Below are 20,251 nucleotides of genomic sequence, written 5' to 3'. Positions count from 1 at the left end.
GTCAGCTCCTTCTCGCGCAAGCTTCAGTCTGAACTGCTCATCGTACTTGGTCACTTTTCCCTCGAAAATTGGATGCCTGTCCAAATTCAGGGGGTCAGTTCAATCCGCCGGAATTTTTGCCTTGTAAAACCACCGGTATGCCAACCCGCATCGCCTGCCACCTTGCGCGCTCGCGCAGGTGGCCCCACGCCATGCGAAGGACAACCGATGGAAACCAACTATCCTCTCAGCGCCAAGCGCCTGTACGCCCTGATCGGCGACCGGATCAGCGAGTTCCCGCCCTGTTTCATCGAACGGCTGGAGCATCGGCTCGAAGAGTCCGAACAGCTGCGCGCACGCAGTGAGCGTACCGTCAACCTGCGTCTGGTTCCGGACGTCGGCAGCGATGCCCCGCTGCTCGGCCCGGACAACCATGCCGAACTAAAGCGTCACGGCAAGGTCGGCGTACCAATCCGAACCCTGCAGGCGCTGGGATCCGTGCTGGAGATCCTGCACGCGGTACACGTGGCCAAGCCGGAAGTGCACCCGGAAGCCCAGATCACCGGCCAGATGGTGGAAGGCCTGATCGTCTGCGGGCGCGAGATGGTCAAATCGTCGATGGCAGAAATGTGGGGCGAGCCATGAGCGAAGACGCCATCACCGGAACGGCGGTCAACAGCCCCGAAGCCCGCGCCGCACATCGTGCGGAGTTCCTGGATGCGCGCCTGCGCAAGGATGGCTGCGATGAGCCCACGTTCTCCCGAGCCCTGCTGCTGGTGGCGGAACTGGATGGGCTGGACGATGTCGCCAAGGCGTGCGACGTGGGCACCGACTTCATGCGAAGGCAATTGAACGGCACGCGTCCGCTCCACTTCCAATCGGTGCTGCAGGTGACGCGCGCGCTTGGTGTGCAGCTCCGGGTGGACGTCTTGGCACGCTGACACCGTGCCAAGAGCCGACACATCCCGCGCGATTATCCCGGTCTACGGTAATCCGCAACCTCCTCGGGTGTGACCCAGTGGCGTTACCTGCCGGTCGGCGGGAAGTTCTGGGCTCCGCGCGTCTTTCGCCACTGGATCCACGCGATCGCGGCGATCAAGAAGACGCTGCACAGGTAACTGCCTTCCGGCCCTTGCGCGCCACCGGTCAGAATGTCGAGGCCTTGCGGGCGCAGCGCCACCAGCAGCGCCGGCAAGTGCGCATCCATGCCGGTGACGGGCAGTTCGAAGCCGGTCGCGAGCAACCAGTTCCACCCCGCGTGCCAGCCCATCACGCCCCAGATATTGCCGGCCCGCAGCGCCCAGGCGCAGGCGAACAGCGAGAACAGGAACGTGCTGAGCATGACCCGGGGCGGCTGGTGCGGACTGAAATGGAGGAAGCAGAAAACGAGCGACACCAGCAGCACTGCCACCGCGACATTGGTCTTGCGCGCCACCACCGACAGCATCCAGCCGCGGAAGATGACTTCCTCCACGCTCGCCTGGAACATGAAACTCAACAGGAGCAGACCGATGTGCAGCAGACTGACGGGCGACCGCCAGGCCTGCCCCAAGCCTGCCGCCTGCATGCCGCCAGCCATCCAGATCGCGACTACGACCAGCGCGACCGTGCCGAATCCAACGGCCAGTCCGCGCAGGAAGGTTTTCAGCGGCGCTGGACCGGTCAGCCCGATACTTGCCAGCGAGCGCCCTTCGACGAAGCGTACCCAGGCGAGCACGGCCGCAAGCGTCGGCGCGAAGCCGATCCACAGCAGCGCATGCAAGCCAGCGAGGCCGATCGGATCGCCGCGCGGCGTCGACCAATGCTGCGACTGCATCCACCCGTCCAGCGCGATCACCGGTACCGCGTTGAACAGGATCATCAGGATCGGCGTCAGCCAGGCCCAGGGCAGCCAGCCGCGGGCCGGATCGGCCGAATACAGGGCAACGGGGGTCATGCGGGGCTCAAGGTCAAAGTGATCGTCGCTGCAAATTGCCATCCGCGCGGGGGCGTGGCAATCCGTCTGCGACCAAGCCACGGAAGCCGCCGATGAATCACCCGGATCGCCGACGGAATGAGTCGTCGCCCGCGCGACACGCGCCACGGCTTTGGCACGGCCGGTTATCCGTGCCTTTGGATCCACGACCGCGAGTCCCCGGCGACAGGGACACACGTTGCCTTTGCCGCCAAAGATCGAACCGCCGTCGACGCTTTGCACAGTGCCGCGGTGGCCGCTGGCGATGGGTTGCCTGGCTGAGGCAGCCCGTCACCCCCACCCCCTGCTTCGGCGTGATCGGGATCACTCCGGTGCTGAGCGCAGCCAGGCGCGGGCGAGTGCGATGGCATCCTGACCTTCTTCCACGCCAACGTCAGGGGTCAACCTGCCGGGGATCAGCTCGCCTGTACGATCAAGGAAGCTGCTCTGGGTGAGGCCGAGCACGCTGCCGTCGGGCAGCGGAATGCGTCCGTTTCCGGTGGCGACCCCTGCGGTGGGCTGCCCAAAGAACCGCGTCCGTGGTCGGCCCTTGAATGCGGTTGCCACGGCTTCGCCGGCACTGCCGGTTCGGGGGCCGATCAGCACCGCGACCGGCGTCATGGTCATGTCCACTTCGCATCCTTCGGCCGCGCGTTCCGTCCACGGGCTGATGTTGCCGTCGGCATCCTGGAATGATCCGATGGGACCGCCCCCCAGCAGGGGGAACAGGCCACTGACCATCGGCCACATGTTGCCACCGGTATTGCCACGAAGATGGACGATCATTCCCTGCGAGACCTTTCCGGCCATCGCTTCGATACGCTGGCACAGGTCGGCAGCAAACCTTCGCGTGGCCCGCCGGTCCGTCCCGCGCAGGCCGGGCACCCGCACATAGCCGATGTCGTCCGACGCGTTGGTCATGAGCGGCTCACTGGCGATGGCGGTTGATCGGTCCTGCGCGGCCTGGTTCGTGGTCCGCAACAAGCTGTGCCGATCACCGAGCTTTGCCAGTGCCGCACGGACCTTCGGGTAGGCTTCCCCTGCGGGCTGCCCCATCAGATCATCGGTCAGCAGCTGTGCCCGCTCTGTGTTCCAGTCAACCCGCGATCGGTTGAGGGCCCGGCTTTCGATGTGCGAAATGGCGGCGTCCAGTACCTCGTATGCCGACACGTTTCCCGTCGCCGGGGGCTCGGCGTGCAGCCTGAGCGATGCGGCATGGATGCGCCCCACCCCCGTCATGGTGGCACCGAACTTCAGGCTCGTCGTCGCCAACGGGATGTACAGGCGGAGCTGCCGTTCCTGCTCGCCATCGGGCAATGTCACCGGCGTTGCACGCGTATTTTCGAAAACGACCATTCGACCGGACTGGTCACCGCGCAGCCAGAGCGCGCCGTTGCCGGTGCCCTCTTCGACGCCAAGCACGCCGGACAGGACTACGTCCCTGCCCCGGTAAGGAGCAGCATCAAGCGAGGTGATCGCGCCGGAGAAGCCTTCTTTTCCGGTTTCGGTAGAGGACAGGCTCAGGCGCGCGCCCGCAGGATCACGGACGTCCCCTGAACCGACTACCCGGGAATGGCTGCTGGTGCCGTTCCATGCGGTCTCGGCGCTTGCCACGGGTTGCACGAAAAGCAGGGCGATACAGAAAAGCACACGAACCATCACGTCAACATCCATGTCGCGGAAGGACGATCGTCGCGTCGCCATAGCGCCATCGCCAGTCTTTCTAGCGCGGCGGCTGTGCATCCCCGGCCTGCGCTGCGGCCTGCTCGCCACCGATCAGCTGTTCGGCCAGCCCGCGGTAGATCGGCACGTGGCAGACCAGCCCGGACACCCCGCGCGACAACAGCACCGTCGCCAGGATCGGCAGCAGCATTCCATTGGTATCGGTGAGCTCAAGGGAAATGACCGCCGAAGTGAGCGGCGCCTGGGTGACGCCGGTGAGGTAGGCGCACATTCCCAGCACCACGAACGCGCTGGGATCCACCGATGGCATCAGCACGGACAGGTTGTGGCCCAGCCCGGCTCCGACCGCCAGCGCCGGTGAGAACAGCCCGCCCGGGATGCCGGCGACATACGACGCCAGGTTGGCCAGCAGCTTCATCAGGCCGAACTCGTGGCCTACCGCCGCCTGCCCCTGCACCAGCCCACGTGCCTGCTCGTAACCGGTGCCGAACGCACCGTTGCCGAAGCCGGCGGCAAGCGCCACCACCACCAGCCCGCAGGCAGCAGCAAGCAGCACGGGATGCTGGCGGCGCAGCCGGCCCAGCCAGCGCGGCCGGCCCGACACGCTCAGCAGCACCAGCCTGGCGAATACACCGCCCAGCAGGCCGGCGACCGTGCCGCACAGCAGGATGGCCAGCCACGCCTGTCCCAGCGGCAGGAAAGTGGCCACGCGGCCGAAGTAGGTGTAATTGCCGAGCAGGCCGAGTGACACCACCCCGCCGACGATCACCGCGGTGAGCAGGGTGCCCGAGAAACGATGTTCGAAACGCCCGCTCAACTCTTCGATGGCGAACACGATGCCGGCCAACGGCGTGTTGAACGCAGCGGCGATGCCGGCGGCGCCACCGGCGAGCAGGAAGTGCGAGAGTTCGCGTGGATCGCGGAATCCGAACCAGCGTCCGACGCTGTACATCAGGCTCGCGCCCACATGCACGGTCGGGCCCTCGCGGCCCACCGACGCACCGCCCAGCAGGGAAAGGCTGGTCAGCAGCAGTTTTCCGGCCGATACCCGCAGTGACAGGTTTTCATCACGGAACGCCGCATCCTCTGGTTTTTCGAGCGCGGCGATCACCTGCGGAATCCCGCTGCCGCGGGTGGGACGCAGCACGCCGCTGGTCAACCACGCCAGCAGGGCGAAGATGCCCGGCGTCAGCAGCAGCGCCCACCACAGGGAATGTTCGATGATGCGCTGGAACAGCGCGAAGGCGGCATCGCTGGCCTTGGCAAACAAGATGGCCACCAGGGCCACCGCCACGGCCCCGCCCCACAGGGCAACGCGCCGTTTCCAGCCTTCTGTCGACAAGGCAGACCGCAGCGTGCTGCGGAGGGGATCGGGAGGAGACATGCGGGCCATTGTCCTCCCGACATGCCGCATCGGGAAGCTCGCCGGCCAAAAATACCGCGCACGGGCGGACCCCGGCCCGATGCGGCAAAGCGAAGCGACGGCCTCTGCAAGGCGGCCCGGCGGGCACAAGCAGCGCGTCGGGTTCAGGAAGCCTCGCGCTCGCGCGCGGCGGATTCGCGGCTTTCCACCCGGAAGTCCACGATCCGCTGGTGATAATCCTCGCGGTGCGAAGGGCGACCCGATGCGGCCAGGCCGTGGCTACCACCCGGATAGACAACCATCGCCGCGGGCGGGCATCCCAGCCGCAGCAGCCGGGTGAACAGCTCTTCTGCCTGGCCGACCGGACAGCGCGGATCGCCGCCTCGCGCGGTCAGCCCTTGCCGCTGCGCTACGCCCGGTCGCTCGGTGTCTGGGCAGCGCTGGGCGTACCGGCGCTGTTTTCCTTCCTGGCCATCTTCTACCTGATGACCGCCAAGCCAGCGCTGCACTGAGACCGGTCGACGTGGTCGGTGGCATCACGCCGCCGGTGCTTCCCGCCCATCCGCCGCCACCCGACGCGCGGCAACGAGGTACCGGCAGTACTTGCCGATGAAGATGCCGGTGAAGCCGCCGGACAACAGCAGATACGCCGCACGGAACGCACCGTCGGTGGCCAGCGCCGGCGACATCGCAAGTGCGGATTCGAAGCCGTACTTCACCACGAAAGTAACCAGCAGCAACGGCAGCAGGCTGAAGTCCGCGGGCCGCCACAGCATCCCGGTGGACGCGTCCATCCGCAGCTGCACGCGGCGTAGCATCACCCAGCCGATGCATGCCCCTGCTGCGATACCGGCCAGCCACAACGACCACGCCGCCCAGGACCCCGGATAGCGGTGGTTGATCGACCACAGCCCCCACATGCTGAAAAGCGCCGGCACGATCGCCAGTTTCGCCAGCGAGGTTTCGCCGGGTTTCATCGCCATGATGCCGCGCGTCACCAGGAAGGCCAGCAATGCCCAGACCCAGATCGGGGTATGCGCAACGAATGGTTGGAGCATCTGCATGGTACGTCCTTGAGGAGATGGCGCGGTTGCCGGACTGGCGTTCCGATCATCCCGCCATCTTGGCTGGAAACCGGGCGATCACAAGTGACAGCTGTCATCTGCCGTGCGATCCAGGCAGGCAGCCGAATGCGTCGCGTACTGGCAGGACCGCCTCTTGAGGATTCCTTCAGCGTTTCTAGACTTGATCCGGCGTGAGGTGAATCGGTATCCCGATACGGGTTCGACAAGTCAATCAGGAGAGAGTGCATGGATTCATCAGGCCCGCTTCCAGAGGCACCCATCCAGGCACGGACCGGCAGTGCCGGGCATCCGCCGACGCTCCAGCAGGAGCCGCCTGCGTGCATCTGCATCCTTGCCGGGAATTCCCGGGTCCAATGCATCGGCGACGTGATCGAAGTGCAGGCACAGCTCCATGCGTTCGAGGCAGCGCTGCGGCATGCCCGGGCATGCGTGGACGAGGGCCTGCCACAGCCTCGGCTTTCGGTTGCGTTCGACCACCGGGGCATCTTCCGCACCCAGTTCCTCGATGAGGGCCTGACCCATTCGCAGAAACGACGACCCCGCCTGAGCCATCTCCATCCGACCATCCGCAGCATCTTCCAGCCCGCCGCAGCGCGTTGCGGGATAGCGCTCTCGGACATCCACGCCATCCATGAGGACTCCGCGCGCCAACATCTCTCCCACGTCCTCGCCACCGGCGAGGTGCCCGAAGGACTTGCGCGCAGGATCGTCAATGAGTCTGAAACCGCGCCAGCCCGTGCGGGAGACGAAGGGCCAACCCGGCGACTGACCTGCGCGGCCATCACCACCGAGTACTTCGCCCGGGCAGCCGGTGACGCGGACCAGGCCGCGACATGGCTCGAAGTGTTCTTCGAAGAGAGCGCCTGGTCGGAACGGCTTGCCTACGTCCGCGGCCTGCAGCTGAGCCATCTTCTCGGCAGCACGACAAGCATCAGGCTGAACCTGGTCGGCGATCGCGGCCAGGTCACCCGGGGCGAGCGCATCGCGCCACGCACCCAGACAGCCGCCTGGACGGACACCCCCCATCTCCCATCTCCGGGGTGCCGGGATGCGTGACGAAAGCGCGTCGATCTACCTGGACAACAATGCAACGACCGCGCTGGATCCGGAGGTGCTGGAGGCCATGATGCCGTATCTCACCGCCCGCTACGGCAACCCGGCCAGTCGCAGCCACGCGTTCGGCTGGGCAGCAGGTGACGCGGTGAAGATGGCGCGGCAGACCATTGCCGATGCCATCAATGCCGACAGGCCGACGGACATCGTGTTCACCTCGGGGGCCACGGAGTCCGTGAACCTTGCGCTGGCGGGACTGGATGCCCTGCGCGGCGCGTCGAAGCGCCACGTCATCACCTCGATGATCGAGCACAAGGCGGTCCTGGACAGCTGTGCGCGACTCACCGACCGCGGCGTTCCGGTGACCTGCCTGCGCCCCGGGGAAGATGGCGTGGTGACCCCGGAGTCGGTCCGGCAGGCGATACGCGATGACACGCGGCTCGTATCCATCATGGCCGCCAACAACGAAACAGGGACAGTGCAGCCAATCGAAGAGATCGGGGCGGTCTGCCGCGACCACGGCGTCGTGTTCCACACCGATGCAACGCAGGCTTTGGGGAAGACCGCCCTGGACGTGAAGCGGATGGGCATCGGCATGGCGGCTTTTTCCGCCCACAAGGTCCATGGCCCGAAAGGAGTCGGGGCGCTGTATGTCGATTCCACCAATCCCCGCGCGGCACTGTCCCCGCTCATCGTCGGCGGCGGCCACGAGCGTGGCCTGCGTTCGGGTACGCTCAACGTGCCCGGAATCGTCGGGTTCGCCCGGGCAGTCGAGCTTGCCGTGAAGCGCAGGGCTGTCGAATCGGCGAGGGTGGGCCGGCTGCGCGACACGTTGCGCGACTACCTTCTGGCCAACGTGCCGGATATCGCGATCAACGGCCACCCGACGGCGTGCCTGCCCGGCACGTTGAACATCTCCTTCGCCGGCGTGGACGCCTCTTCGTTGTTGCTGGAGCTTCCCGATATAGCGCTGTCTTCAGGCTCTGCCTGCACGTCGGCGCTGCACTCTCCGTCGCATGTGCTGCTGGCAATGGGAGCCAGCGCATCGCGCGTCCAGTGCAGCGTGCGGATCGGGATCGGCCGCTTCAACAACGAAGAGGAAATCGGTTATGTCGGCCGACGCCTGGCGGAGGCCGTGGCGATGCTCAGGGCGATGGCGCCGGCCGTGCCGGATGCGCCTTCCGTACGGCATGACACCTGACAGATGCGCACCTCGTCAACGCTGTACATCCTGTTCGGCACGCTGCTGAGCGCTGCCGGGTACGGCGCCACGTTTCTGATTGCGTCCTGGTTCCGCGCGCAGGGCGGCAGCGAGCTGGACGCAGGGACCACCCTCACCATGGCGTTGCTGGGTACCCTGGTGGGCGTGCCGTTGGTCGGCTGGTGGGCGGGACGGGTCGATTCCGCGCGCTTGGGGGCACTTGGCGCGCTCGCCATGGCCGGCGGCTACCTGCTGCTGGGCAGCCTGGCGGGGCTCGATCCGGCGTACCTGCCCCGTCTGGCGGCCCTGTTGATCGGGCTGGGCTGGGGCATGTTCTATCTGGGCGCGCCCCTGGCATTGTCCGAGCGGCTCGACGACCAGCAACGTGGCCCCGGTTTTACCCGGTTCAGCGCGTTCCAGATGACCGGGATCTGCGGCAGTCCGGTCGTGCTTGCTGCACTGCTGGACAACGCTGGACTGGCCTTTTCGTCCGCGTTCCTGGGGGTGGGGATGACGGCGCTGGTGGCGGCCGCCCTGCTGTTTGCTTTCGGCCTGAGCGCGCCCCGCGCACCTACGACGCCGCGCCTCCGGCCATGGGCCCGGAAGATCACCGCTCTCGTCCCGACGGGGGCGATCCGGCCCATCCTGATGGCCGGCCTGGGCGGCGCCGTGTTCTCCGGCATCATGGCGTTCCAGAGTTCGCTCACCGAGGGCACCGGCGCCAGTGCCAGTGCGTTCTTTGCCCTGCACGCCGGCACCGCCGTGGTGTTGAGGCTGTTGCTGGTGCGCCGGTTGTCGTCCTGGCCACGCGGGACGGTGGTGATCTGCCTGCTGACCTGTCTGGCCGCCGGCGTGATCTGCCTGTTCGGCAGCGCGGTACATCCGGCATTCCACGGGGCAGCCGCCGTGCTGACCGGGGCTGGATACGGACTGCTCTACCCGGTCATCCAGACGTGGGCGGTCAATGCATCGGCGGCGGAGGACCGCCATGCGGCGCTGACCTGGTTCGTGGTCGCCTACTTCATCGGCATATTCGGGTTTCCCGCAATCGGAGGATGGCTGCTCGTGGCGGCCGGCAGGAACAGTTTCATCTGGGCACTGGCGGCGCTGGTGATGGTTGAGCTTGCCGTGGCCACTGCCGGCGGCCGTCGTGGTGCCAGCGCCGGGCGATAGCTGCGGCTTCAGAAGGACCCGATACGTACGACATGCTCCACCTCGTCCAGCCAGATCAACTGGACGGGTTCCTGCCCCGCATCCAGCCGGATGAGGCCGTTGGTACCCTCGTTGCCCTCTTCGTCGATGAACTGCTGGATGTTCGGCCGCTCCACCACGGTTCCGATGATGACCTGTCCGTCCTGCATGTGCAGTTCTGCCAACAGTTCGGCATCGAGCTGTAGCTGCAGCGCCTTCAGGCGCTGGATGGCGTCAGGATCAGTATGGATGCGGGGCGCGCGTTGGCTCATGATCAGCTACCGGTGCGGAGGTGCGTCACACGCTACCTGCGCGCCCGCTAAGGTCACCTCTGCGCGGCGTGCAGCCGGTGCGAATGCGTGTGGGCCCTACGCCGCTGCAGCAGCGTTCGGTGCAGCCTGCCTGATCGAACGTAGCAGGCCGGGCGCATACACGCGCTGGCCCGCTGCGGCCACCAGCGCCAGCAGCCGGGGCGCAAGCGGCGCGGCGGACTTGCGCACGCCAGTGAAGTGGACCCAGCAGCCATCGACCTCCGCCGTCACTCCCGGAAGCGTGGGATCCTGCACCAAGGTGTCGGCCAAGGCCTGCGCCCATGCGTCGCAGGGATGGCCATCGAGCTCAACGGCGGCGGTGTTGCCGCCGACGTAGAGGTCAGCCAGCTCCACGCGGACCACGCGTGGGGTGGCTGTCCGGAACTGCGGTTCGTGATCCATGCTGGCGTCTCCATCAAACAGGGGGTTGCGGCCACTATCGTCCGCGCTGGTCATGAAACACGTAGCGGCAGCGTCACCGTTGCATCAACCAGCGCCCTCATTTCCCTCACGTCGCCGCCACGCGGGTCTGCAGCGCACGACGTTAGAGTCAGCACTCCGAACCCTATCCGGGAGGCCACGCTACTCATGGACCGTATCGTGTCGATCGGCACCAGCTGCGGCGCGTTCGCGGCAGTGCTCCAGCCCCCAGTGGATCCCGCTCGCGTGACCGTATGGCACGTGCTGTACCTGGTCTGGCTGATCGCCGGAGCAGCGGACTTCCTGCTGCACCGGCGCAGCCACATCGAGGCCACCTCCGGGCTGCGGGAATCCTCGCTGCATCTGCTGCAGATCGCCCTGCTCGGCACCGCGACCGTGTTGTGGCTGCTGTTCGCCGATACACCTGCGCTGTGGTTCGTGCTGCTGGCCATGACCTGCCTGCATGCGTTGGCGGGCTACTGGGATACCCGCATCGCCTATCCCACCCGCGACATCATTCCCCTCGAGCAGCATGTGCACAGCATCCTGGATCTTGCGCCATGGATCGCACTGGGGGCGATCGGCTTTCCGCTGTTGTCCCCGCATCACGTGCCTGCCGCAGCCGCCTTCACGGTGTCCCCTGCCCCGCTTGCAACGTGGGCGTTCGCCCTGGTGCCGGGGTTGCTGCTGAGCGTGATGCCGGGGGTGTACGAATACCATCGGTGCCGACGCTGGGCCGCCCGTGCGCAAGCGCCCCACGATCAGCGTTGAGCGATTCCATAGCGCGCCGCATGCAGCGATGGCTGCGCTGCCGACGTCGGCGCAGGTCGTTCACCCGGGTCGACGTCGGCGGCTACTACACTGTGCCTGCGGCGCGCACAGGGTGCCGCGCTGATCCACTCCTGGAGGTGTCCGATGACAGAGGACGTTCGCCAGTCGGTCCTGGATTCGCTGCGCATCCTGGACTCCGACCCGGAGCCGTTCTTCGACGCGCTCACGCGTGCGGCCTGTGCGATGGCTGGCATGCCGATCGCGCTGATCTCGTTGGTGGACGGCGAGCGGCAATGGTTCAAGTCGCAGGTGGGCCTGGACGGGACGCGCCAGACACCCCGCGACATTTCGTTCTGCACGTGGGCGATCGACGCTGACGGCGTGTTCGAGATCGAAGACGCGATGCAGGATCCGCGGTTTTCGGGTAATCCGCTGGTCGTCGGTGCGCCGAACGTGCGGCATTACGTGGGCGTACCGATCCAGGCCGGCGCAGGCAGCCGGGTGGGTACGCTGTGCCTGCTGAGCCCGGAGCCGGGACGGCTCAGGCCGAATGAGCGCGAGGCCCTGAGCGGACTGGCCGAGGCCGCCGCACGCGGCATGGAACAGCGCGCCATGCTGCTGACGCGGATGGAGGAGGCGGTCAGCCTGCATGCCCGGTTACAGCGCAGCCAGGCGTTTCTCGAACAGACCAACACCGCTGCCAAGGTGGGCGGCTGGGAGCTCTCCCTCGCAACGGGCGAACTGGCCTGGACCCGCGAAACACACGTGCTGCACGGGGTGCAGGAAGACAGCGACCCTTCGCTGCAGGCCGCGCTGGCGTTCTACCTTGATGAACACGCCAGCCAGCTCGAGGAGGCGATTGCCGCCTGCGCTGCGACCGGCTCGCCGATCGACCTGACCTTGAAGACCAGGCCGAAGGACAACCGCGAAGCGTGGCTGCACATCGTGGGGCGCCGCGTCGGGGACGCTGCGGGGACGCGCCTGATCGGCGCGATCCAGGACGTGACGGCCCAACGTGCCGCGCTGGAGGCGCTGGGGCAGAGCGAAGCACGCTACCGCCGGCTTTTCCAGCACAGCATGGGCCTGATCTGCACGCACACGCTGGAAGGCGTGGTGACCTCGCTGAACCCGGCCGCATCCTTGTCGCTGGGACGGCCGGAGGCGGAGGTCGTCGGTCATTCCCTTGCAGCGATCATCCCGCTGGAAAAGCGCATCCAGTTGCAGGGCTACCTGGCCCGGATCGTCGAGAACCAGAGCGATTCCGGCGTGATGGAGCTGGTCGCGGAAGACGGTTCACGGCGCTTCTGGATGTACCACAACGTGCTCGACAACGAAGCCGATCCGCCGTACGTGCTGGGCCACGCGCAGGACATCACCACCCAGCACCTGCAGGAAATCCAGCTGCAGGAGCTGGCGATCCGGGATCCGCTCACCCGCTGCTTCAACCGGCGTTACCTGGGCGAGCTCGCGCATGACCAGCTGAGCGCGTGGGGCTGCCTGGTGTTCGACCTGGACCACTTCAAGGAGGTCAATGATCGGCTTGGCCATGCCGAAGGTGACGCGGTCCTGATCGCCTTCGTCGAGTTCCTTTCGGCCCGGCTGCAGCCGGGCGAAGTCGTGGTCCGCCTCGGTGGCGACGAGTTCCTGGTGTTCGTCCCCGGCGCGAACCTGGAACGACTGCAGGCACTGGAAGCCAGCTACGCCGAACATGCCTGCCAGTCACCGATCCGGTTCTCCGCGGGGTGCGCCATCAGCCGCGCCGCGGAGACCGTGGCCGATACCATCAACCGCGCGGACCTGAAGCTCTACGAGCGGCGCCGCCGCGAGCGTCCCGCCCGCTGACGGCCGCGGCTCAATGGGCCAGTGCGGGCACCGTGGCCAGCAAGCGGCCGACATGCCGCGTGGCCCTGCCAAGGCCTGGCTCAAGCCCGAGCAGGTAGACATGGCAGCCGTCCACCTTCGCCGCCGAGGACTCCAGCCCTTCGGTGAAGCGCATCTCGCGCTGCAGCGCCTCCAGCCAATGCGCCGGAGGCTCCGATTCGAGTTCGATCACCGCCACTGCTTCGCCTTCGTCCAACGGCATCACTTCGATCCTGCGCACCTTCGGCGCCGGTGCGATCCTGCTTTTCTGGGCCATGACCCATCTCCTCTGCCATGATGATGCTGACGTTCGCGCAGGTCGCGCCAAGACCGCGTCAAATATCAGCGACGCCTGCGTCGGCGCATGGCAAGCACCTGCCCGGTGACCGCCGTGGCCAGGATCAGGGTGTTGGTGACCACGAACACCGTCGAGCCGACCAGCGCGCTGTAGGCGATGAACAGCACCGAGGCGGTCATCTGGCCGACGAACAACCAGGTGGAGACCGCTTCCACCGACTCGGCCGTGTGCTGCTTGTGGATCTGGCGTGCCAGGGTGGCGATCAGCACCGCCGTCGCTGCCCAGCCCAGCAGGTCCGTCGACCCGGCGCTCATCGCGGTGGCTCCGGTGGCGACAGTACCGGCCTGCTTCGGGCGATGACCGTGAGGTGTCGCTGCATGTCACGGCACCAGGATCACTTTGCGGCAGTCCTCTTCCTTGCGGTCAAACAGCTCGTACCCCCGCACGGCATCTTCCAGGGGCAGGCGGTGGGTGATGATCACGCCCGGGTCGAGCGCCCCCTCGCCGATATGATCCAGCAGCTCCGGCATCAGCCCCTGCACGTGGGTCTGGCCCATCTTGAACGTGAGCCCCTTGTCGAAGGCATCGCCGACCAGGAATCCGTGCAGGAAGCCGGCGTAGACGCCGGGAATGCTGACCGTGCCGCAGCGACGCGTGGCGGCGATGCACTGGCGTATGGCCACACCGCTGCTGCCTTCCACCTTCAGCGTGGTCAGCGCGGTCTCCAGGGCGCTCCCCTCTGCTTCGAAGCCCACCGCCTCGATCGACGCATCCACGCCGCGTCCGTTGGTCTGGGTGATGATGTATTCAGCGGGATCTTCGATCTGGGCGAAGTTCACTGGCGTGACGCCGTAGGTCTGCACGGCAAAGGCCAGGCGATAGGCCAGATGGTCCACCATGAAGATGGTTTCCGCGCCAAGCAGCCGGCAACACGCAGCCGCCATCAGGCCGACCGGCCCGGCGCCGAAGATCGCCACCGTCGAACCGGGCTTCACCCCGGCGTTGATCGCCGCCTGGTATCCGGTCGGCAGGATATCGGACAGGAACAGCACCTGCTCATCGGGCAATGCATCGGGCACCCGCAGCGGACCCACGTTGGCCTTGGGCACCCGCACGTATTCAGCCTGGCCGCCGGAGACGCCGCCGTACAGATGGCTGTAGCCGAACAGGGCGGCAGGCGGCCGTATGCCCTTCTGGTTCAGCGCCGCGCCCTTGCCGGTATTGGTCGTTTCGCAGGCGGCGTGCTCGGCCAGCCGGCAATGGAAGCACTCGCCGCAGGCCACCACGAACGGGACCACCACCCGGTCGCCCGGCTGCAGCGCGGTGACTCCGCTGCCGACCTCTTCCACGATCCCCATGAACTCGTGGCCCAGCACGTCGCCGGTATGCAAGTCGGGGATCTTGCCGTGGTAAAGGTGCAGGTCGGAACCGCAGATGGCGGTGGCGGTCACGCGCAGGATGATGTCATCGGACGCGGCAAGGGTCGGGTCTGGAACGGTGTCCATGCGGACGTCTTTGCTGCCGTGATAAGTCAGTGCACGCATCGAGGGATCCTCACGCTGTGGTGGCCCAGTGATAACCGCCGTGCCGTAACCCGCCGGTGACCGCGATGTGGTGGGCACGTGCAGCATCGGCCACACCGCACTCACCTGCGAGCGTGCATCGTCCGCCTGCATGGCCATGCTGCCCGTCCCCGGCACGCAGGCACACTGCAGGGAGACCCCGATGAGCAAACTACCGTTGAACCCGACCGGCGACGTCGATGACCAGGAGAAGGCGCACACGCCCGACAAACTGCGCAACGATGAGGCGCGGTGGAAGGACAAGGACATGCCGGAATCCGAACACACCGCTACCCCCGACGACTACGAAAAACCGCCCCGTCCCTGAAGGAGGCCGTCATGGCATTGATCCATTCGATACTGATGGGCGCGGTCGCCGGGATGCGTGCGATGACGCCGCTGGCGGCGGTGACCAACGCCGCGCGCACCGGCACCCTGCCTGCCGACAACGGAGCGCCGCGGCTGTTGTGCAATCCGCTGGCGTCGGCAGGCATGCTGGCGTTGGCCGGTGGTGAACTGCTCGGCGACAAGATGAAAACCGCGCCGGATCGCATCGTGCCCGCCGGGATGGTCGCGCGCGTGGCCACCGGCATGCTGGCCGGTGCCGCGCTCGCCCCGCGCAGCCAGCGCGGCCTGGGTGCGGTGCTGGGCGCGGGTACCGCGGTCGGCATGGCCTACCTCACCTTCAACCTGCGCATGCGCGCGATCGCGCGCTATGGCCAGAAGCCCACCGGGGCGGTCGAAGATGCGATCGCGGTGGGCAGCGCGGCGCTGATCACCCGCTGTGCCGCGCGCAGCAACGACTGAGCATGCAGGTGGCGCCGAGCATGGACCGGCGCTACCGGGCGCTTTTTCTTCCAGGGTTCACGCCGACCCGGGGTCGGCGATCACCCGGACGTACGCTTACTCGGCGCAGGTCACTTCCTGGTCGTAGTCCGTTCCGATGGCGACCTTTGCCAGCGACAGGCGTACGCCCTTGCCGGCCTGCAGGGCCATCGGGATATCGACCTGCTTCATGTCCACCCCGGCACCGCGCACGCAGCGCAGCGGCACGCCCAGACGGGTCCACTGCCCGACCTTGGCCGCCGTCAGTGCCTTGCTGATCGAGACGTCGCCGCGCGTGGTCTTCCCGCTCGTCGCGAGGTAGCTCACCCGGGCACCGGCAGGCAACGCGTCGACCCGCAGCGTTGAGATCACGAAAACGTCGCCATTCGTTTCACGATCCAGATCCAGCGGTGCATTGGCCCGCAGTTCGATCAGTCCGTTGCCGGCGAAACTGAACTGGCGCCCGCCCTCCTGCACCTCCGTGTTGATCGCGGTCATGGCGACCGAGCCGTCCGCCGTGGTGGCATTGGGATGCACGATATCCATCGCCTCCCCATCAGCGCCGGTCAGGCGCAGCGTGAGCCCGGTCGCCGCCACGCCGCGGTCGAACCAGGTGCTCGTGCGCGAGGCGGTGGGGTCGATGCCCGGCTCTTCCGAAAGCGGCTGCAGGTCGCCCTTGTCTGCATAGGTAAGCCCGTAGCCGAACGCGAACTGCGGGTCATAGCCCGGCTGGCCTACGTTGTTGGCGTACTGGTCGGCGCGGCGCGGCCAGGAGAAGCTGAGCTTGCCGCTGAAATCATGCTGGGCCTTGCCATCGGGCCCACGCAGCAGCACATCGGCCACGCCTGCGCCTTCCGATCCCGGCAGCCATGCGGCAACGAAGGCGTCGGCGGCATTGATCTCGCGGTTCAGCCACAGCGGACGCCCGCTGATGAAGACCGCGACGACCGGGATGCCGTCGGCTTTCAGCTTGCGGATCAGCTCCAGGTCACCCGAGCGGCCGCCCTTGAACATCAGGTCCGGCAGGTCGCCCTGGAACTCGGCATACGGGTCCTCGCCAAACACCACGATGGCGACGTCCGGCTTGGTTCTGTACGCACCGTCCAGGGCCAGCTCGGCGTTGCCACCGGCCGCCTGCACCTGGGCCTTCAGCCCATCCCACAGGGTGTCGGCGTTGGGGAAATCGTCTCGTTTGGTGCCGTCACCCTGCCAGGTCAGTGTCCAGCCGCCGGTCTGCCTGGTCATGCTGTCGGCACCGTCACCAGCGACCAGCACGCGTTGCTTCGGCGGCAGCGGCAGCAGTCCGCCCTGGTTCTTCAGCAGCACCAGCGATTCGCGCACGGCCTGCCGCGCCACGGCGCGATGTCGTGGCGAGCCGAGCAGTTCGAACCTGCCACCCAGTGCGCGCGCGGACGGCTTGGGCTTTTCGAACAGCCCCATGCGCAGCTTGGCACGCAGGATGCGGCGCACCGCATCGTCCAGCCGCGCCATCGGCAGCGTGCCGTCGTTGACATGCTTGACGGTGCTTTCGTACAGGCCCTTCCAGGTATCCGGGGCCATCGCCATGTCCATGCCGGCGACGTAGGTCTGCGCGCAGTCGGTATTGGTGCAGCCCTTTACCTGCCCGTGGCCGTTCCAGTCGCCGACCACGAAGCCACCGAAGTTCATCTGGCCTTTCAGCACATCGGTCAGCAGCGGTTTGTGGCCGTGCATTTTTTCGCCGTGGAAGCTGTTGAACGAGGCCATCACCGACTGTGCGCCGGCCGCGATCGCGGGCACGTAGCCAGCGGCGTGGATGTCACGCAGCTGCGCTTCGGTGACGGTGGTATCGCCCTGGTCCTTGCCGTTGGTGGTGCCGCCGTCGCCCAGGAAGTGCTTGACCGTGGTCATCACGTGGTGGTCGTCGAGGAAGTCGGCCGCACCGGCCTTGCCCTGCAGCCCCTCGACGAACACCCCGGCATAGCGGGCGACCAGCGCCGGATCCTCGGAATAGCCTTCGTAGGCGCGGCCCCAACGATCATCCTGCGGGACGGCAACAGTCGGCGCGAAGGTCCACTCCATGCCGGTGGTCCGGGTTTCGACCGCGGTGATGCGGGCGATCTCGCGCAGCAGGTCCGGGTTGCGCGTCGCGCCCAGGCCGATGTTGTGCGGGAACAACGTGGCACCGACCACGTTGCTCTGTCCGTGCATTGCATCGATTCCCCAGATGATCGGGATCGCATGACCGCCGCCGCTGGTGTCCATCGACGCTTCCCAGTAGGCGTCGGCCAGCGCCAACCATTCGGCCGGCCTGGCGTTGTAGCGCCCACCCGGATCGGACCCGCCGCCGGCCAGCACCGAACCGAGGCGATACTTCCTGACCTCCGCCGGGGTGACGCTGGCGATGTCGCCCTGCACGATCTGGCCGACCTTGTCTTCCACGCTCATCTTCGCCATCAGGTCGTCGATGCGGCGTTCGATGGCCGGGTCGGCGGGCAGCGGCCAGCTCGGCTGCGGCCACTGCGCGGGATGGATCTGGCCGGCGGGCGTGGCAGCGTGCGCGGCGCTGCTGCACGCCAGTGCCAAGCCGGCGCACAGCAACAAGGGCTTCAGGGGCTTCATGATCGGCGGATTCCTTTCGAATCAGGACGGGGCGCGCAGGCGGCAACGCAGGCATGTTTCTATGTCCGGGTTGACAACGCTGTCAACACCGCGCCGCAGGGCGCATCGCGGACCCTTGCAGCCTGTACCTTCCCGCCCCGCCAGACGGCCCGGCACGCTGCGCCGCAGCACGAATGGCCCTGCCCTCACTGCACCGTCGGTGCCTTTGGAGAACACGCCCAGGGATGCGTCAGCGCTTCGCTGCGCGCCAACCTGCCGCCGTCGCTTCCTCAGCCGAGCAGAACCAGCGTTCACCGTTGTGCAGCTGGATCCGTGTCTGCTCGTAATCACGCTGCCCGGGCAGGTGGAATATCCTCGCGCCGGCACTGGAGATGTTGCCTTTTATGCGGCAGCCGGGGGGCGGCACGCGCGCGGCCCTGGTGTCCTCGCCCTGCATCGCACGCTGCGCACGCCGGTAGTCGGCCGGCATCTGGAACGCCCCCTGCCAGAGATTGCGCTTCCCTGTCCGGGCCAGCTGTTCCGCGCCCACGTACGCCGTGGCGTATTCCCGGTATGCAACGGCCCAGCCGGATCGGACCATCCAGGCATTCACCGAATCGCCCTGGACCAGACACTCCGCGACCGACCTGCCGTAGCGATCCACATCGCGCTGCACGCAGCGCACCGTCCTGCCCTGCAGCCAGGCATCCAGCGCGTTGGCAGCCCGACGCCCGCAGGGCCATGGCTTGCCGTGCGGGTCCGCGCACTGCTGCGCGCTTTCCGGGGCATCGATTCCCCACAACCTGACCCGCTTCTGGTTGACCGCCAGGGTGTCACCGTCCACTACCGTGGCACGACCCGCGATCTCGATGGGGGCACCAAGCGCCCACGCTGGAATGAGAAACATCACGAACATCACAAGCAACCTGCACATACACCGCACAACACCCTGGACCCTACGGAACGGCGCTCATTCTCGCCCAGCGCGCTGGATCGCGGGGCGGACTGCGGGACCGCAGCGGCGCCGTGTTCACGCCTTCCTCATGCTCGAAAAGAAAAGCCAGCCTGCTGCATCCAGCGCGCTGCCGGCCGCGTACCTTCAGTACCCTCATCCGAGGGCGAACAGGAGAAACACCGTGCAAGCTGCTCTCAAGAAGATCGCTTTCGCCACCAGCCTCGTCGTTCTTGGTGCCTTTGCAGGCCCCACCTTCGCTGCAGATCCGCCGATGGTCGGCGGCGCGTTGATGTATCCGGCCAAGACCATCGTAGAGAACGCCAGTGCGTCCAGGGACCACACCACGCTGGTCGCTGCGGTGAAGGCAGCCGGACTGGTGGATACGCTCAGCGGTGCCGGTCCGTTCACCGTGTTCGCACCCACCAACGCGGCCTTCAACAAGCTGCCCGCCGGCACCGTGGACACCCTGGTCAAGCCGGAGAACAAGGCGGCACTGACCAGGATCCTGACCTACCACGTGGTGCCGGGCGTACACACCGCTGCCCAGCTGACCGCCGCGGCCACCCAACAGGGTGGCACCGCCACGCTGAAGACGGTCCAGGGCGAACCGCTGACCTTCAAGCTGCACGAGGGCAAGCTGTGGATCGTGGATGCGAAGGGCGGCAAGGCTTCGGTCAGCACGGCGGATGTGATGCAGTCCAACGGCATCGTCCATGTGGTGGATACGGTGCTGATGCCGAAATAAGCAGAGGCCACCGGGCGGACGTCGCCGTGACGTCCGCGCCGGCCGTCGCCGGGAACACATGCGAACGACGCCGTTGCTTCTATGCTCGGCTGAACGTCCGCACGCGAGGGTCTGTATGAAGAAGAGCACGAAAATGCTGCTGATCGTGATCATTGGCGTCCTGGCCATCGTGGGCCCGTCCTGCATCTGGCTTGCACGCAATGGCAATCCGGAGACTCCGCAGGAACCGGACAAGAACGTCCACAAGGGCGCCACGCAACCCGGCTCGTGATCCGTCCCGCCCGCCGCCGGCCGGGCTGATGCCGCCCGGCTGGCATCTGCCCCCGTCGATCAGGGACAATGGCCCCCGTCCGGGCCCTGCCCGGCCCGCAACAGCATGGACCCGCATCGAGCCGGTCACCGCTCTGCTGTCCAT

The 20,251-nt window shown here is 66.9% G+C and carries 23 protein-coding genes; 12 read left to right on the top strand and 11 right to left on the bottom strand.

What is annotated here, in order from left to right:
* Positions 1 to 207 precede the first annotated feature (207 nt).
* Both ABE522_RS04395 and ABE522_RS04390 read left to right on the top strand, forming a co-directional pair.
* On the top strand, positions 208 to 624 hold the full coding sequence (locus ABE522_RS04395; protein ID WP_346590669.1) for a hypothetical protein: 417 nt from the start codon (positions 208 to 210) through the stop codon (positions 622 to 624).
* Positions 621 to 920 (top strand): hypothetical protein, encoded by a 300-nt coding sequence (locus tag ABE522_RS04390; RefSeq protein WP_346590668.1) that lies wholly within the window; start codon positions 621 to 623, stop codon positions 918 to 920. Before ABE522_RS04395 ends, ABE522_RS04390 begins: the two co-directional genes overlap by 4 nt.
* Before the next feature lie 83 nt (positions 921 to 1,003).
* On the opposite strand, the gene ABE522_RS04385 is transcribed toward ABE522_RS04390, so the two are convergent.
* The 3 genes from ABE522_RS04385 to ABE522_RS04375 all read right to left on the bottom strand — a co-directional run bounded on the left by ABE522_RS04385 (position 1,004) and on the right by ABE522_RS04375 (position 5,000).
* Complete coding sequence (locus ABE522_RS04385; protein ID WP_346590667.1) at positions 1,004 to 1,915, bottom strand: CPBP family intramembrane glutamic endopeptidase; 912 nt, start codon at positions 1,913 to 1,915, stop codon at positions 1,004 to 1,006.
* Between the two features lie 342 nt (positions 1,916 to 2,257).
* Positions 2,258 to 3,607, bottom strand: coding sequence for a S41 family peptidase (locus ABE522_RS04380; protein ID WP_346590666.1), 1,350 nt, complete (start codon positions 3,605 to 3,607; stop codon positions 2,258 to 2,260).
* Between the two features lie 49 nt (positions 3,608 to 3,656).
* Positions 3,657 to 5,000, bottom strand: coding sequence for a chloride channel protein (locus tag ABE522_RS04375; protein ID WP_406846302.1), 1,344 nt, complete (start codon positions 4,998 to 5,000; stop codon positions 3,657 to 3,659).
* 209 nt (positions 5,001 to 5,209) lie between these two features.
* Between ABE522_RS04375 and ABE522_RS04370 the strand changes: the two genes are divergently transcribed.
* Entirely contained in the window at positions 5,210 to 5,491 is a 282-nt protein-coding gene (locus ABE522_RS04370) for a DUF2269 family protein (protein ID WP_346590664.1), read from the top strand.
* 24 nt (positions 5,492 to 5,515) lie between these two features.
* On the opposite strand, the gene ABE522_RS04365 is transcribed toward ABE522_RS04370, so the two are convergent.
* Positions 5,516 to 6,043, bottom strand: a complete 528-nt coding sequence (locus ABE522_RS04365; RefSeq protein WP_346590663.1) for a DUF6622 family protein — start codon at positions 6,041 to 6,043, stop codon at positions 5,516 to 5,518.
* 246 nt (positions 6,044 to 6,289) lie between these two features.
* On the opposite strand from ABE522_RS04365, the gene ABE522_RS04360 reads away from it, so the two are divergent.
* From ABE522_RS04360 to ABE522_RS04350, 3 genes are read left to right on the top strand one after another with little or no spacing between them, the layout of a single operon-like run.
* On the top strand, positions 6,290 to 7,120 hold the full coding sequence (locus ABE522_RS04360) for a hypothetical protein (protein ID WP_346590662.1): 831 nt from the start codon (positions 6,290 to 6,292) through the stop codon (positions 7,118 to 7,120).
* Positions 7,113 to 8,318: a cysteine desulfurase family protein gene (locus ABE522_RS04355; RefSeq protein WP_346590661.1), complete on the top strand. Its 1,206-nt coding sequence runs from the start codon at positions 7,113 to 7,115 to the stop codon at positions 8,316 to 8,318. Before ABE522_RS04360 ends, ABE522_RS04355 begins: the two co-directional genes overlap by 8 nt.
* A gap of 3 nt (positions 8,319 to 8,321) precedes the next feature.
* Positions 8,322 to 9,491 carry an MFS transporter gene (locus ABE522_RS04350; protein ID WP_346590660.1) on the top strand — a complete coding sequence of 390 codons (1,170 nt, stop codon included), beginning with the start codon at positions 8,322 to 8,324 and terminating at the stop codon, positions 9,489 to 9,491.
* Between the two features lie 8 nt (positions 9,492 to 9,499).
* Here the strand turns inward: ABE522_RS04350 and ABE522_RS04345 are convergent, their stop codons facing one another.
* Together ABE522_RS04345 and ABE522_RS04340 are read right to left on the bottom strand one after the other, a co-directional pair.
* Positions 9,500 to 9,781: a DUF3247 family protein gene (locus ABE522_RS04345; protein WP_346590659.1), complete on the bottom strand. Its 282-nt coding sequence runs from the start codon at positions 9,779 to 9,781 to the stop codon at positions 9,500 to 9,502.
* Positions 9,782 to 9,877: 96 nt separating this feature from the next.
* Entirely contained in the window at positions 9,878 to 10,222 is a 345-nt protein-coding gene (locus ABE522_RS04340; RefSeq protein ID WP_346590658.1) for a hypothetical protein, read from the bottom strand.
* Positions 10,223 to 10,486: 264 nt separating this feature from the next.
* On the opposite strand from ABE522_RS04340, the gene ABE522_RS04335 reads away from it, so the two are divergent.
* Positions 10,487 to 11,011, top strand: a complete 525-nt coding sequence (locus ABE522_RS04335) for a hypothetical protein (RefSeq protein WP_346590657.1) — start codon at positions 10,487 to 10,489, stop codon at positions 11,009 to 11,011.
* Positions 11,012 to 11,155: 144 nt separating this feature from the next.
* Positions 11,156 to 12,853, top strand: coding sequence for a sensor domain-containing diguanylate cyclase (locus ABE522_RS04330; RefSeq protein ID WP_346590656.1), 1,698 nt, complete (start codon positions 11,156 to 11,158; stop codon positions 12,851 to 12,853).
* A gap of 10 nt (positions 12,854 to 12,863) precedes the next feature.
* On the opposite strand, the gene ABE522_RS04325 is transcribed toward ABE522_RS04330, so the two are convergent.
* The 3 genes from ABE522_RS04325 to ABE522_RS04315 all read right to left on the bottom strand — a co-directional run bounded on the left by ABE522_RS04325 (position 12,864) and on the right by ABE522_RS04315 (position 14,713).
* Entirely contained in the window at positions 12,864 to 13,148 is a 285-nt protein-coding gene (locus ABE522_RS04325) for a hypothetical protein (RefSeq protein ID WP_346590655.1), read from the bottom strand.
* Between the two features lie 65 nt (positions 13,149 to 13,213).
* Entirely contained in the window at positions 13,214 to 13,483 is a 270-nt protein-coding gene (locus ABE522_RS04320) for a PQ-loop domain-containing transporter (protein ID WP_346590654.1), read from the bottom strand.
* Positions 13,484 to 13,549: 66 nt separating this feature from the next.
* Positions 13,550 to 14,713 carry a zinc-dependent alcohol dehydrogenase gene (locus ABE522_RS04315; RefSeq protein ID WP_346590653.1) on the bottom strand — a complete coding sequence of 388 codons (1,164 nt, stop codon included), beginning with the start codon at positions 14,711 to 14,713 and terminating at the stop codon, positions 13,550 to 13,552.
* A 181-nt stretch (positions 14,714 to 14,894) separates the two neighbouring features.
* Between ABE522_RS04315 and ABE522_RS04310 the strand changes: the two genes are divergently transcribed.
* Together ABE522_RS04310 and ABE522_RS04305 are read left to right on the top strand one after the other, a co-directional pair.
* Positions 14,895 to 15,059, top strand: a complete 165-nt coding sequence (locus tag ABE522_RS04310; RefSeq protein WP_346590652.1) for a hypothetical protein — start codon at positions 14,895 to 14,897, stop codon at positions 15,057 to 15,059.
* 11 nt (positions 15,060 to 15,070) lie between these two features.
* Positions 15,071 to 15,538 (top strand): DUF4126 domain-containing protein, encoded by a 468-nt coding sequence (locus ABE522_RS04305; protein ID WP_346590651.1) that lies wholly within the window; start codon positions 15,071 to 15,073, stop codon positions 15,536 to 15,538.
* Between the two features lie 96 nt (positions 15,539 to 15,634).
* Here the strand turns inward: ABE522_RS04305 and ABE522_RS04300 are convergent, their stop codons facing one another.
* Together ABE522_RS04300 and ABE522_RS04295 are read right to left on the bottom strand one after the other, a co-directional pair.
* The gene (locus tag ABE522_RS04300; RefSeq protein WP_346590650.1) at positions 15,635 to 18,157 is read right to left on the bottom strand and encodes a glycoside hydrolase family 3 protein; all 2,523 of its coding nucleotides are present in this window, start codon (positions 18,155 to 18,157) and stop codon (positions 15,635 to 15,637) included.
* A gap of 229 nt (positions 18,158 to 18,386) precedes the next feature.
* Positions 18,387 to 19,070, bottom strand: a complete 684-nt coding sequence (locus tag ABE522_RS04295) for a thermonuclease family protein (protein ID WP_406846301.1) — start codon at positions 19,068 to 19,070, stop codon at positions 18,387 to 18,389.
* Between the two features lie 202 nt (positions 19,071 to 19,272).
* Between ABE522_RS04295 and ABE522_RS04290 the strand changes: the two genes are divergently transcribed.
* Complete coding sequence (locus tag ABE522_RS04290; RefSeq protein ID WP_346590648.1) at positions 19,273 to 19,836, top strand: fasciclin domain-containing protein; 564 nt, start codon at positions 19,273 to 19,275, stop codon at positions 19,834 to 19,836.
* A 115-nt stretch (positions 19,837 to 19,951) separates the two neighbouring features.
* On the top strand, positions 19,952 to 20,107 hold the full coding sequence (locus tag ABE522_RS04285; protein ID WP_346590647.1) for a hypothetical protein: 156 nt from the start codon (positions 19,952 to 19,954) through the stop codon (positions 20,105 to 20,107).
* The last annotated feature ends 144 nt before the right edge of the window (positions 20,108 to 20,251 follow it).

It is taken from the genome of Stenotrophomonas lacuserhaii, from assembly GCF_039674585.1.
GTDB lineage: Bacteria > Pseudomonadota > Gammaproteobacteria > Xanthomonadales > Xanthomonadaceae > Stenotrophomonas > Stenotrophomonas pennii_A.
The sequence above is the reverse complement of the archived record's forward strand: the minus strand, read 5'-3'. Positions and strand labels throughout refer to the sequence as shown.

Excerpts from the sequence above, each read along its gene's own strand:
- ABE522_RS04385 (WP_346590667.1), bottom strand. The coding sequence starts at position 1,915 with ATGACCCCCGTTGCCCTGTATTCGGCCGATCCGGCCCGCGGCTGGCTG.
- ABE522_RS04300 (WP_346590650.1), bottom strand. The coding sequence starts at position 18,157 with ATGAAGCCCCTGAAGCCCTTGTTGCTGTGCGCCGGCTTGGCACTGGCG.
- ABE522_RS04395 (WP_346590669.1), top strand. The coding sequence starts at position 208 with ATGGAAACCAACTATCCTCTCAGCGCCAAGCGCCTGTACGCCCTGATC.
- ABE522_RS04315 (WP_346590653.1), bottom strand. The coding sequence starts at position 14,713 with ATGCGTGCACTGACTTATCACGGCAGCAAAGACGTCCGCATGGACACC.
- ABE522_RS04365 (WP_346590663.1), bottom strand. The coding sequence starts at position 6,043 with ATGCAGATGCTCCAACCATTCGTTGCGCATACCCCGATCTGGGTCTGG.
- ABE522_RS04390 (WP_346590668.1), top strand. The coding sequence starts at position 621 with ATGAGCGAAGACGCCATCACCGGAACGGCGGTCAACAGCCCCGAAGCC.
- ABE522_RS04380 (WP_346590666.1), bottom strand. The coding sequence starts at position 3,607 with ATGGATGTTGACGTGATGGTTCGTGTGCTTTTCTGTATCGCCCTGCTT.
- ABE522_RS04310 (WP_346590652.1), top strand. The coding sequence starts at position 14,895 with ATGAGCAAACTACCGTTGAACCCGACCGGCGACGTCGATGACCAGGAG.
- ABE522_RS04355 (WP_346590661.1), top strand. The coding sequence starts at position 7,113 with ATGCGTGACGAAAGCGCGTCGATCTACCTGGACAACAATGCAACGACC.
- ABE522_RS04375 (WP_406846302.1), bottom strand. The coding sequence starts at position 5,000 with ATGTCTCCTCCCGATCCCCTCCGCAGCACGCTGCGGTCTGCCTTGTCG.
- ABE522_RS04320 (WP_346590654.1), bottom strand. The coding sequence starts at position 13,483 with ATGAGCGCCGGGTCGACGGACCTGCTGGGCTGGGCAGCGACGGCGGTG.
- ABE522_RS04325 (WP_346590655.1), bottom strand. The coding sequence starts at position 13,148 with ATGGCCCAGAAAAGCAGGATCGCACCGGCGCCGAAGGTGCGCAGGATC.
- ABE522_RS04350 (WP_346590660.1), top strand. The coding sequence starts at position 8,322 with ATGCGCACCTCGTCAACGCTGTACATCCTGTTCGGCACGCTGCTGAGC.
- ABE522_RS04305 (WP_346590651.1), top strand. The coding sequence starts at position 15,071 with ATGGCATTGATCCATTCGATACTGATGGGCGCGGTCGCCGGGATGCGT.
- ABE522_RS04360 (WP_346590662.1), top strand. The coding sequence starts at position 6,290 with ATGGATTCATCAGGCCCGCTTCCAGAGGCACCCATCCAGGCACGGACC.
- ABE522_RS04295 (WP_406846301.1), bottom strand. The coding sequence starts at position 19,070 with ATGTGCAGGTTGCTTGTGATGTTCGTGATGTTTCTCATTCCAGCGTGG.
- ABE522_RS04285 (WP_346590647.1), top strand. The coding sequence starts at position 19,952 with ATGAAGAAGAGCACGAAAATGCTGCTGATCGTGATCATTGGCGTCCTG.
- ABE522_RS04340 (WP_346590658.1), bottom strand. The coding sequence starts at position 10,222 with ATGGATCACGAACCGCAGTTCCGGACAGCCACCCCACGCGTGGTCCGC.
- ABE522_RS04330 (WP_346590656.1), top strand. The coding sequence starts at position 11,156 with ATGACAGAGGACGTTCGCCAGTCGGTCCTGGATTCGCTGCGCATCCTG.
- ABE522_RS04345 (WP_346590659.1), bottom strand. The coding sequence starts at position 9,781 with ATGAGCCAACGCGCGCCCCGCATCCATACTGATCCTGACGCCATCCAG.